The 12,113-nt window shown below is 60.0% G+C and carries 8 protein-coding genes and 1 tRNA gene; 2 read left to right on the top strand and 7 right to left on the bottom strand.

Annotated features, from left to right (window positions below; genetic code table 11):
* Nucleotides 1-98 precede the first annotated feature (98 nt).
* The 3 genes from Q0837_RS17315 to Q0837_RS17305 all read right to left on the bottom strand — a co-directional run bounded on the left by Q0837_RS17315 (nt 99) and on the right by Q0837_RS17305 (nt 6,216).
* Nucleotides 99-3,530, bottom strand: coding sequence for a TonB-dependent receptor (locus tag Q0837_RS17315; protein WP_298471631.1), 3,432 nt, complete (start codon nt 3,528-3,530; stop codon nt 99-101).
* Between the two features lie 242 nt (nt 3,531-3,772).
* Nucleotides 3,773-4,714: a 2-oxoglutarate and iron-dependent oxygenase domain-containing protein gene (locus tag Q0837_RS17310; protein WP_298471628.1), complete on the bottom strand. Its 942-nt coding sequence runs from the start codon at nt 4,712-4,714 to the stop codon at nt 3,773-3,775.
* A 38-nt stretch (nt 4,715-4,752) separates the two neighbouring features.
* On the bottom strand, nt 4,753-6,216 hold the full coding sequence (locus Q0837_RS17305) for a nucleoside transporter C-terminal domain-containing protein (protein WP_298471841.1): 1,464 nt from the start codon (nt 6,214-6,216) through the stop codon (nt 4,753-4,755).
* Nucleotides 6,217-6,419: 203 nt separating this feature from the next.
* Between Q0837_RS17305 and Q0837_RS17300 the strand changes: the two genes are divergently transcribed.
* The gene (locus Q0837_RS17300; RefSeq protein ID WP_298471625.1) at nt 6,420-7,115 is read left to right on the top strand and encodes a queuosine precursor transporter; all 696 of its coding nucleotides are present in this window, start codon (nt 6,420-6,422) and stop codon (nt 7,113-7,115) included.
* Between the two features lie 131 nt (nt 7,116-7,246).
* The gene (locus tag Q0837_RS17295) at nt 7,247-9,004 is read left to right on the top strand and encodes a peptide MFS transporter (protein WP_298471623.1); all 1,758 of its coding nucleotides are present in this window, start codon (nt 7,247-7,249) and stop codon (nt 9,002-9,004) included.
* 41 nt (nt 9,005-9,045) lie between these two features.
* Here Q0837_RS17295 and Q0837_RS17290 read toward each other — a convergent pair whose 3' ends face one another.
* From Q0837_RS17290 to aguB, 4 genes are all read right to left on the bottom strand, one after another.
* Nucleotides 9,046-10,506: an aldehyde dehydrogenase family protein gene (locus Q0837_RS17290; RefSeq protein WP_298471620.1), complete on the bottom strand. Its 1,461-nt coding sequence runs from the start codon at nt 10,504-10,506 to the stop codon at nt 9,046-9,048.
* A 93-nt stretch (nt 10,507-10,599) separates the two neighbouring features.
* Nucleotides 10,600-10,675: transfer RNA gene (locus Q0837_RS17285), tRNA-Lys, on the bottom strand.
* Between the two features lie 43 nt (nt 10,676-10,718).
* On the bottom strand, nt 10,719-11,207 hold the full coding sequence (folK, locus tag Q0837_RS17280) for a 2-amino-4-hydroxy-6-hydroxymethyldihydropteridine diphosphokinase (protein ID WP_298471617.1): 489 nt from the start codon (nt 11,205-11,207) through the stop codon (nt 10,719-10,721).
* Nucleotides 11,208-11,219: 12 nt separating this feature from the next.
* Nucleotides 11,220-12,098, bottom strand: a complete 879-nt coding sequence (gene aguB / locus Q0837_RS17275) for an N-carbamoylputrescine amidase (protein ID WP_298471615.1) — start codon at nt 12,096-12,098, stop codon at nt 11,220-11,222.
* Between the last annotated feature and the right edge of the window lie 15 nt (nt 12,099-12,113).

Raw genomic sequence — 12,113 nt, 5'->3', positions numbered from 1 at the left:
CCTCCCGGCATCAGTCTGAAGCGACGATCACCCGCCCCAAAAACAAACGGCGAGACCCGAAGGCCCCGCCGCTCGTGTTCGGTAGTCGGTTCTACGAATTAGAATTCGTAGCGCGCACCGATCTGGATCCGCCATGCCGAAGCATTGATCGCGATGTCGTTGTCATCGTCTGGATTGAAGCCGGAGATGATGTAGCGGCCCTGATCATCAACGCCGCCGTCAGCAACGTCGACCAAACCGTTGAAGCCACCACGCGAGCGCAGAATGTTCGCGCCGCTGTCCAGCAGGTTCAGGAAGTTGGCGAAGTCGGCGAAGACTTCGATCCGGTCTTCGGCAATGCCGGTCAGGCTACCAATGAACGGAATTTCCTGACTGATGCGCAGGTCGAGATCGACATGCCAGTCATTGCGGCAGGTGTTACGTGCAATCGAAGCACCCGATGTGAAGCCGCAGCCTGAGGCCGCTACGTAGTCGACCACTTGCTGCACGGCAGCTGGATCGGACAGAGGCGATACGTTCGGATCGGTCACACCGGTCGGGACATAGAGCAGCGCGTTGTCGTTGCCCGAAGCGCTGTCAGCGAACACGCCGCCACCATCAAAGGTCAAGCTGTAAGGCCGACCTTCACGAGCCCGGAAGAAAATACCGAGGCTGGTGTCATAGCCTTCGATAAACTCTTCGGTGAAGGCCATGGTTGCAGTGAAGTTGTGACGGGTTTCGGTCGTTGCCGTCGACACTGCCGGGTCTTGCCGGTCGAACGCTGCGGTAGCATCGAACGACGAAGTTGCCGTCGAAGACTGGTTGTTACGTGCGTTGTTCGAGTCGGTGAAGGCGTAACCGAAGTTCAGGCGAGTGCTGCCACCTTCGGTCAGAAGACCTCCATCAAACGTCTTTGCAAGGATGACCGAGAAGCTGTGGCTGTCCGAGCTGCGACCATTGGTCAGCTGGATGTTGTCGTCCCGGCGAGTGCCGAAGCAATCTGCTGTCAGTCCAGTGTAAACCGGAGGCGTGCCGCCGTTGTTCTCTAGGACGGCGTTACAGCCTGCCTGGGTCGCATCGACTGCGGCATAGATTGGACGGCCATCGACGGTGAAGCCGCCATTAGTCCGGATATCGGGTGCCTGCGACAGATCAACGAAGTTCAGCGCATCGTTGAACCGCGAATAGATGTAATCGAGGTTCAGACGCCAGTTGCTGAAGAAGCCGGTTTCGGTACCGAATTCGGTCGAGAAACCGAGGTTGGCACGCACCACAGTCGGCACGTCAAAATCTGGAGCAGTCGATTGAACGTCCGCGCCGCCTTGTTCGGCAGTCGCAACACCTGCGTTGATCGCACATGCTGGAATACCAGTGAAGGTACCGCCAGTGACCACGTCGATCTGGCCGGTTGCCGGGTCGATCGGCAGTTCGGCTGCGTTACAATCGAAGGTGTCCCCATTTGCGCTCGAGAAGCCGTTGTTCGAGAACGCGTTCGAGTAATATACCACCGGATCGCCGCCAGAGAAGACGCCGACACCACCAGTCAGACGGCTATTCGAGAAGAAGCCTTCATTTTCAAACTCGTAGCTCGCCGAAATACGCGGGAGAAGGACCGTGTCGAGACGACCGAACGAGTTGGCATTGGTGAAGCCATAACGCTCTAGGAACAGCGGGTTGGCCTGCGGTGCGTCGCCATCATAGAGCTGCACGCGAATACCGGCATTGACCGACAACTGGTCGGTCGCCTGCCATTCGTCCTGCGCGTAAACCGAATAAATCCGGCGGCTGAACAACGCTGCGGCGTTGTTGATGTCGCCGCCTTGAGCCGATGCGATGGTCGCACCGCCAAGCGCGCCACCGCCCACCAGATCGTCGACATCGCCGAAGACGCTTGAGAAGAAGCCGTCAGCAACAAGGCCCTGCTCGAAATCGTCGAGGCCATCGAAGAAGATCGTGCCAGTTGCGTTGATCGCGAACAGGTTGAACACTTCAAGGTCGTTGATCTCAGCACCGAACTTGAGGAAGTGACCGTTGCCAGCATCCACATTCATCTGGAAACGAGCCTGGTCGATTTTCGTGTCGAGCTGGTTAGCCGAACGGAAGATTCCCGGACCAGTTGAAAGCAAGCCGTTCTCGGTCGAGGTGCCGTCCGGCGCAACGCCAACAGCGAGGCGGACAGTCGGATTGTCCGACTGTGCTTCGCCGAAGCCAACCGGGCCCTGCACGTCGCCGACTTCGGCGCGGCTAACGCGCAGCTCCGTCGATATCGTGTCGCTCCACTCGGAATAAAGACGGACCGAATAGTAATCCGAGATCGTGCCTTCGTCCTCGAACGAGTTGAAGCCCGTCAGGTTCTGGCCACCGAAATCGGATTCGATGTTGGTTTCTTCAAGACGCTGATAGGTTGCTTCAAGGCGGTGATCGTCGGTGATCTGAGCATCGAGACGACCGAAGTAGCGCACGGCGCTTTCAGCGAGCTGGTTCGGGAAGCCGCCAATATCCTGGCCGTAAACGCGATTCGCGATTTCAGCGAAGCGATCGAACTGGGCCTGCGAAACGAACTCGGCTTCGTTGGTGAAGCCTGATCCTGCAGGGCCGAAGTTGTTGCCGTCACCCAGATCGGTTTCTTCGTAGCCTACCGAGAAAAACAGACGATCAGGAATGATCGGACCGGACAGTGTGGCACCCCAGCGGGTTTCCGAACCGGCGTTGAGATTGCGGCCGTCGATGTTGTCGGCGAAAAGACCTTCGTCGAAATAGGTGATGAAGGCGGAGCCGCTGAACTTGTTGCCACCGGCCTTGGTCACGACGTTGACGAGACAGCCCGTGAATTCCGAATACTCAACGTCGAACGGTGCGAACTCGACCGAAACCTGATCCACGACGTCGAACGGCAGCGGCAGTGAGTTACGCGCGGCGAAAGGCGTACCGTTCAGACCGAACACGTCGGCCTGAACAATGCCGTCAACCGTGAAGGTGTTCGAACGGTCGTTGCCGCCGAGGCAGGAGATACGATCGACGTCGTTGTTGCCTTCGAGACTGACGCGTGGATCGATCCGGATGATGTCGCGAACGTCGCGCGTGATCGACGGGAACGCTTCAAGTGTCTCGGTGCCGAATGCCGTACCCGGACCAACAGCTACCTGAGTAACCGAAGCGCGGGCGCCGGTAACGACGATCACGTTATCGGCCGCGCCAGCAGCAGTCGCGGTTAGCGCGAAGTCGAAACCGGTATTGCCTGAAATGTTGGTGAAGACGTTTTCAACCGTCTGACCTTCAAAGCCAGATGCTGTGACGGTTACGGTGTAGGGACCGCCCGGCTGCAGCGACTGGATACGGAAGTTGCCGTTGCTGCCTGCCGTCGAAGTGCGGGTGCTGCCCGTGCGTTCGTCGGTGACGGTTACGACTGCGCCGGGAAGGCTGTTGCCCTCCGCGTCGGTTACCTGGCCTTCAACACCCGAGGTGATTTGCTGGGCGGCGGCTGGAGTTGCGATAGTTGCTGCGGCAGAGAGGCTGACGACGCTCGCTGCCAGGAGATATTTCAATTTCATGGTTAGGCCCCTGGACACGGTGGAAATCTGTGATGCGGCACCCCCTTAGGTGCGTTCGGCGTCCGAAAAGCGACTGTTTTGTGACAGTTTGATGAATCCTGTGGAGAGCTCACAGGCGCTCTTCGCGATTGCAGCAAATCGGAGCCGCTCAAGCCCCGGATTCCCGTGCGTTTGGCGGCGTGTGTTGCACGCACGCAACGAGATTCCTGTATTTTCGGATCGTTCGCCGAAACGACCGATGATTACGCCAAATTGATCTCGCGCAGCCGCTGCTGCAGGAAATCGTGAGCCGTAATCGGCGGTTGGACCGAATCGGCATCGGCTTCGGACACACAGCTTTCGAGCGGCTCGATCAGGTAATCCGGTCGGAAATGGAGGAAAAACGGCATCGAATAGCGGGATCTTTGCGCAGCCGGTCCGCGCGGATTGACGACCCGGTGCGTGGTCGAGCGCAGCCGTCCATTGGTCAGCCGTTCCAGCATGTCACCTACATTGATGACCAGACCGCCCTCGGGAACGTCGACCGCCTGCCACTCGCCTGCCTTTGTCAGCAGCTCCAGACCAGCCTCTTCGGCACCGAGCAGCAGCGTGATCGTGTTGATGTCGCCGTGCGCTGCCGCGCGGATCGCGCCTTCGGGGGCATCTGGCCCAAGTGGCGGATAGTGGAGCAGGCGCATCACCGAATTGCCGTCTTCAACTGTCGGATCGAAAAACTTGCGTTCCAGTCCGAGATGTAAGGCAATCGCTTCCAGCGCACGCGACCCAGCAGTTTCGAATGCAGAGAACAATTCGCTGAACGTATCGCGAAATCCATCCACCTCGTCAGGCCAGACATTGGGCGCCATGAACTCAGCGAGCGAGTGTCCCGGCTCGAGCGAGCGGCCGACATGCCAGAATTCCTTGAGATCGAAGACGCTCGCGTCTTTCGCTTTCTCCGTACCGAACGGAGTGTATCCACGCGCGCCGCCGCCGCCTTCGATCTTGTATTCGCGCTTCACCGGATCGGGCAGCGCAAAGAATTCCTTCGACTTTGCCTCGGCGCGGTCGATAAGCACTTGCGGAATGCCATGGTCGCGCACCACGGCGAAACCGTATTCGGAGAAACTCCGCCCCAACTCGTCCGCGATATCTTCGAGCGGTTGGTTCAGCGAGACGCTGGCGATCTTGGCTTTGGTATCGGTCATAGGACCGTATTAGGCACGCCGCCCGCCCGCGACAATATTCAAAGCGGCAGAAACAGGCTCGCGAGGGCGGCGCTCATCAGGTTAGCGAGGCTGCCCGCGGCAAGCGCCTTCAACCCGAGACGTGCGATCACCGGACGTTGATTAGGGGCAAGACCGCCTGTCACCGCCATCTGGATCGCGATCGACGAGAAGTTAGCAAAACCGCACAGCGCAAAGGTCACGATGGCGCGGCTGCGATCGGTCAACTCGCCAGCGGTCATCGCGCCGAGATCGATGAATGCCACAAACTCGTTGAGCACGATCTTGGTGCCGAACAGCCCGCCTGCAATCTGCGCCTGCTCCCAATCCGAAATGCCGATCAGGAACATGACCGGTGCGAAGACATAGCCGAGCAGTTTCTGGAAACTGATCGTGCTGAGCCAAGTAGCGGTCTCTGGCGAAAACGGCACACCGGCACCTGCTGCAAGGGAAACGATGCCCGAACCGACACCCCCGAGCATGCCATTGGCGAGCGCAACCAAGGCGACAAACACCATCACCATCGCGCCGACCGCGACCGCCAACTTTACACCGGTTTGCGTGCCTTGGGCTGCGGCTTCGATAATGTTTGCCGGGCGCTGGCCTTCTTCGAAGGTCTCCGCCATTTCGACTTCACCTGGCTTGCCGCCTTCGACAATCGCCGCCGGACCGCCCGCGCTGATCCGCGACTGGGGCAGTTCGACCTCTTCGCCGTTTTCGGCGACCATCGTGACCCGCGTTGCGTCAGTAGAAAGGGTCGTGGACTTCTTCATCCGCGCGCCTGCCATCGTCGCGACACTGGGGCCTTCCGGCTCTTCTTCCCCATCATCCGGCATGATGATCTTCGCCATCAGGATACCGCCCGGCGCGGACATAAAGGCTGCGGCGAGTAGGAACGGCACGGCCTCCGCCCCGATAAAGCTGGCATAGGCCGCCAGAATCGTGCCCGCGACGCCTGCCATCCCCACGCTCATCAGTGTAAACAGCCGCGCAGGCGGCAATGCCGCGAGGTAAGGCCGAACGACCAGCGGGCTTTCGGATTGGCCGACAAAGATATTCGCGGCGCTGCCGAGCGCCTCAACCTTGCTGATCCCGGTGATCCAGCCGATTGCCCCGCCCACCCAGCGCACAAGCTTCTGCATGATGCCGAGGTGGTAGAGGATCGATACGATCGCCGCGAAGAACACAATCACGGGCAGAGCCGCGATCACAAATGTGTTGGCAAAGGGATTGCTCTCCATCGGGCCAAACACACTGGTGATTCCGACTTTGGAAAAGTCGAGCAGCGCGATCACGCCGTTCGACAGCCAATCGATCACTTTGACTCCGAAATCGGTGCGCAGCACAAGCAGCGCCATCACCGCCTGTAACGCAAAAGCCGATCCAACCACGCGCGGATTGATGCGCCGCTTGCCCGAAGACAGCGTGAAAGCGATGAGTAGAATTGCTGCGATGCCTGCCAAGCTGAACAGGACGGACGTCATATTCTCGTTCACGGCGGTGCCGTTGCCCCCGAATTTCCCTACAGAAATGTCCCATGTGCTCACCGCGAAGGGCGCGCGGGCATGGTGGGTGGCAGTTTGTCACTGTCAGCGCAACTGTGAAACGCGCAGGCAGTGCAAGACTCGTGGGAAAGGTGCGCCCCGCCGACTTCCAATTTCCGGAAGCACACCTTACGCCTGCGACGATGAGCGAAACCAGCCCATCGGCCACCGATACCGCAGCCAATCCACTCGCCAACATGCCTTTGGGCCTGTTCGTCTTCCTGCTGCTCTATGGCGGGATGACGGTGATCGCGGGGGTTGTCGCCTTCAAACAGGTGCAATTGTGGCCCAGCAACCTTGCCGTCGAAGCCGGGATATTTGCGTTCCTGTTGCTGGTGGTGATCTCCAGCACCATCGCGCAGCTTTATGGAAAGAAGATGGCTCAGAAGCTCGTGTGGTGGGGCTTCCTGCCGCTCGGCATGTCGGCGGCGATTATCTGGCTCGTGCTCGGCCTTCCTGCATCACCGGAGATGCTTGAGTATCGCGCCACCGACCTTGCGGCGTTCGAAACGGTGCTCGGCCAAACACCGCGCATCATGCTCGCAGGCCCGGCCGCCTACATTACGTCGCTGCTGCTCAATATCTGGATTTTCGACCGGCTGCGCGGAGACGGCGAGGCAACGACTTTCGGCCTGATGGTGCGCGGTGCGATAGCATCTGCGCTCAGTCAGGCGCTGGATTCTGTGATCTTCGTGACCCTCGCTTTCTACGGCGAGTTCGACATTACCAACCTGCTGATCGGTCAGGTGATTGCCAAGGTTGCGCTGAGCCTGCTGCTGGTGCCGTTCCTGATCACATTCGGCGTAAAAGCCGCGCAATGGCTGGACAGCCGCGGCTGATCCGTCCGCGGTGCTGTACAGCGAGCTGAAAGGCACCCCTCTTCACAAAGAGTGATCTGCCGCTAAGGTGCGCCGCTTGAACGGGCCTTGGGGGACAGTGGCCCGCCAATCAAACAAAGGTTTATTCATCCATGGCCACGCAAGAATTGCCGCACGGGGACAGTGCCGGCACATTTCTCGGACATCCCAAAGGATTGTTCGTCCTGTTCTTCGCAGAGATGTGGGAGCGCTTCTCGTACTACGGAATGCGCGCTCTGCTGATCCTCTATCTTACCAAGCACTGGCTCTTCGGCGACAGCGATGCAGGAATCATCTACGGCGCGTACACAGCGCTCGTTTACATTACGCCCGTGATCGGTGGTTACCTTGCAGACAAGTATCTGGGCCAGCGAAAGGCGGTATTGTTCGGCGCCATTTTGCTCACACTGGGCCATATATTCATGGCGTTCGAGGGGGAACCTGCGGCTGGTACCGAGAACAACCCATTCGTCTTCGTTTTCTGGCTAGCGCTCGCACTTATTATTGTCGGCTCCGGGTTTCTCAAAGCCAACATCTCGGTGATTGTCGGACAGCTTTATCCGAGAACCGATGTACGTCGCGACGGCGCCTATACCATCTTCTACATGGGCATTAACCTTGGCGCCGCGATTGGCGCTCTGCTCTGCGGGTTCATCGGCGAAACCTATGGATGGGCCTATGGCTTCGGTCTCGCCGGGATCGGTATGCTTGCTGGCTTGGTCGTGTTCGTCTGGGGCAAACCGCTCTTGTTGGGTCGCGGCGAGCCGCCTGCCATCCTCGAAAAGAGCAAGGAACTCGCAATCTACGGGTTCGGATTCGCGCTTGTAGCTTTGTGCTGGATCGCGATCCAGTATCAGGACGCGGTCGGGGTCTTCCTTGGCACGTTCGGGGCCGCGCTGGTTTGCTACGTCCTCGCTATCGCCACCTTCCAGCTTCCCTATGGAAGCTATGCGGCGGCTCCTAAACCTGCGATTTATTCCTATGTCGGGCTATCGGCCCTGCTCGTCGTTTCCATGTTCTTCGTTGCCATGGGAAATACTGAGGCGCGCCTGCCCGCAGTCATCGGACTAGGTGGGGTTCTTTCGGTGATGATCTTGCAGATGATTGCGAAGACCGACCACGATCGGGACCGAATCGTCGCGGCGATGTTCCTAATCATTGTGTCGATCGTGTTCTGGGCGCTGTTCGAACAGGCTGGCTCTTCGCTCAACCTTTTCACCGACCGTCATGTGGATCGCGGCGGTGTACCCGCATCGGTGTTCCAGTCCATCAATGCGATCTACATAATCTTGCTCGCGCCGGTCTTCGCAACGCTCTGGACCTGGTTGGGTCAGCGCGGAATGGACCCGTCGACACCGATGAAATTCGGCCTTGGCGTGATTCAGGTCGGGCTGGGCTTTCTGGTGCTGGTCTGGGGTGCAAACAGCGTTGGAGTCGACATTCCGACGCCAGTGATCTTTATCTTCCTGATCTACCTGCTCCACACGACCGGCGAACTGTGTCTGTCGCCCGTTGGGCTTTCGGCCATGAACCGCTTGGCGCCAGCGCAGATCGCTTCCTTGATCATGGGCACATGGTTCTTCGCATCGGCGACGGGTAATTTCGCTGCGGGTCTGATTGCGGCGGCGACCGGTGCTGAAGGTGTCGGGGACGCTTCGGGCAAAGAGGTTGTGCTCGACGTCTATAACACCGTTGGTATCTACGCTGTCGGCATCGGCGTGGTCGTCATGGTCATCAGCCCAATGATCAAGAAACTGATGCATCTAGATACGCTCACCGATGAAGGCGCGCACCTCGCCGGCGAAGCCGAGTTGGGCGAACCGGCTGCCGCGGGCGTTCATCCAGAAGGCGAACTTAAACCCGGCGCTTGATTATGAATTGAGGGGCTGCGCTCCGTGCGCGGTCCCTCAGCTCACGCTTTCCGATATCGCATCCGCACGGTGAAAACCGAATCCCCGGCGAGAATACCGGAACGTCCTAGCAAGCGCCCGTTCTCCCAGTTCGACAAACCAAGCTCCGGCTTGCCCAGCGCAAACTGGCCATCGACCCAGCGCGTGTGATCGTCGCCGACAAACGGACATTCGACCGCGTTGAAGAACCGCTCGTGCTCCGCAGCGTTATCGCTCAGCAGCGTGGCGACGAAGCGCGGGCTGAAGGTGTTGAGCAAAGCGTAGCCATCGGCGAGTGTGTCGATCACTTCGATAGTAATCTCGGGGCAGTCATCCCATTCCCATTCGGTGCCCAGATTCGCCTCGCCCAATGGTACAAGATCAATCGCCTGCACACCGGCAAGTGACTGAACCTGCGGCAGCGTTTCGGCTCCCGCATGGACGATCATCCCGTCCGGATAGCTCTGAACAATCTGCTCGGACGCGGTGACAAGCGCCGCGAGCGCCGCGTCCAAATTCGCGCGAGGCACGCACAGCGTGTTTAGCGTGTTGCAAACCTTGCGATCGAGCGACCGGGCAACGACCGGCGCGATCCTTTCCTCGACCGCATCGTCGCCGACAAACATCCAGGCCCCGCCGCGCCCGTGCAGGCTTACCGGCACTCCGCTCTGCCGCGCAATCGCGCCGAGCATCGCCACCGCCTCGCCCGATCCCCGCGCAACGGCGAGGCCCAACCGGTCATCGCTGAACAAAGCCCAGCCAGCCCCGTGGCTCGTGTGATCGACCAGCGAGACAGCGCCTTGTGGCATCCCCGCCTCTTGCAAGGCAGGCTCAACAACCTGAGCGAGGATTGTGCGCGCCGTCCCGATCGCGTCAGAGCCGATCCGGAAGACCACACTGTTGCCAGTCAGCAGCACGCCGCAGGCGTCCACCACGACATTCGGGCGGCCTTCGAACACAAATCCGACCACGCCCAAGGGCGCGCGGATCAGATCGACCGTGAACCCATCACGCTCGACCGTCTCGATCACCGAATTGCGGAAAACGCCGAGCCCATGCCATTCATCCAGCCCGTCGATCATCGCCTGCCGGGCTTTGTCGTTGACCTTCAAGCGACCAACGGTGCGACCCTTGGCAAGCGCGCGCTCGACATCGGCAGCGTTGGCTTCGCAGATCGCCTGCCACACCGTGTCATCGCGCAATCGGCTCGCAGCCAGCTCAAAGAATTTGAGGATCGCGGCATCGCGGACTTGCGACATAGCGGAAAACGCCTCGAAGGCGTTCGAAACGGCCGTGTCAGCGGCCTTCGCTTCTTCGGGTGCAATGAGCAGCACATGGTTCTGACCGTCACCGCTGCCAACAGCCAACAGCCGCGAACCGGTGGCCAAAGCCTCGACCATCTCGGCCGTCACCACTTCCAGCGAGCCATCACTCATCACCAGAGTGCTGCCCACTGCGGGCAAAGATGTGGCTTCGCTACTCAACCGGATTCTCCATGCGCGTCTTTTGAATGCCTGAGGCACTGATGCATTCCAGCGCCAGCCTCAAGCATAATTCGCATCAAAAGAGAGAGGGGATGGTGAGCCCTGCAGGGGTCGAACCTGCGACCTACTGATTAAAAGTCAGTTGCTCTACCGACTGAGCTAAGGGCCCCCAAACGGGTGGTCGGCATGCTGTGCAGTGCCGATCGGAGCGCTCACCTAGGCAGGGCGCGCGGGCGGGTCAAGCGTGCATTGAAGTGCCGGACCGACAAACCGCTTTCCGGGTCGCGCCAGCCGGGCGCAATTGCGCTGGCCGGGCCAAGCACAAAGCTGCGCTCGCGGAAGTGCGGATGCGGGATCTGGAGGGGCTTGGAATACCAGGCGCCGCTGCTCCACAGCACGATGTCGAGATCGAGCACGCGGTCACCCCAGCGCCGGAACGTACGCCTGCCGAACTCGCGCTCCATTCGCTTGAGCGCGGCAAGCAGCGCTGGCGGGTCGTATTGGCTTTCGAGCAGCGCTGCACTGTTGGCAAAGCGGCGCTGTGCTGCGCCGATGGGTGCGGTGGAGATGATCGGCCCGCGGGCTGTGACTGTGCCGAGCGCAGCCAATTCTTCCATCGCCGCGCGCACGACCTCGCACGGGCGGCCATAGAGATGGTGGCGCCGATTCGATCCTAGCGCGATGAGATAAGTGCTGCTCAATCTCGATCCGCGTCAAATATCTTCGACGATGCGGCCATAGAGGTGTGGGCGGCGGTCGCGGAAGAAGCCCATGCCTGCACGGTGCGTGCGTGCACGGTCGAGGTCGAAAGTGGCGATCAGATAGCCTTCATCGTCCGCGCCAAAGCTTTCGACCAAATCGCCCCATTCGTCAGCGATGAATGAGTGGCCGTAGAATGTCTGAGCCGCGTCCGCTTGTCCTTCCGCTCCGATACGGTTGCTCGCCACCACCGGCATGCAGTTGGAGACCGCGTGGCCGATCATCGCGCGCCGCCACATGCGGCTGGTGTCGAGGTCCGCGTCATAGGGCTCGGAGCCAATCGCTGTCGGATACAGCAGCATTTCCGCGCCTTGCAGCGCCATCACGCGGGCCGCCTCGGGATACCATTGGTCCCAGCAGATACCGACGCCGATGCAAACATTTGCGCCATCTTTGCCCGGCACATCCCAGACCTTGAACCCGTCATTGCCCGGGCGGAAATAGAACTTCTCTTCGTAGCCCGGCCCATCGGGGATGTGGCTTTTGCGGTACGTGCCCATGACAGCGCCATCGGGACCGATCATCGCCATCGTGTTGTAGTAATGCTGTCCATCGCGCTCGAAAAAGCTGGTCGGGATCGAAACCTTTAGCCGCGCCGCCAACTCCTGCATCGCGATGACGCTGGGATGCTCGGCGGTCGGGCGAGCGAATGCAAAGAGCGCTTCGTCTTCTTCGCGGCAGAAATAGGGGCCGGAGAATAATTCGGGCGGCAGGATCAGCTGCGCGCCCTTGGCCGCCGCCTGCTCCACCAAATCAGCAACGGCGGCGATATTGTCCGCTTCGTTGTCTCGATTCAGCGAAAGCTGCAGGGCGGCGACTGTGATCTCGGTCATGCGCCGCCCGTTAGC

Source organism: uncultured Erythrobacter sp., from assembly GCF_947499705.1.
Taxonomy (GTDB): Bacteria; Pseudomonadota; Alphaproteobacteria; order Sphingomonadales; family Sphingomonadaceae; genus Erythrobacter.
This window is presented reverse-complemented; position numbering and strand designations above follow the sequence as displayed.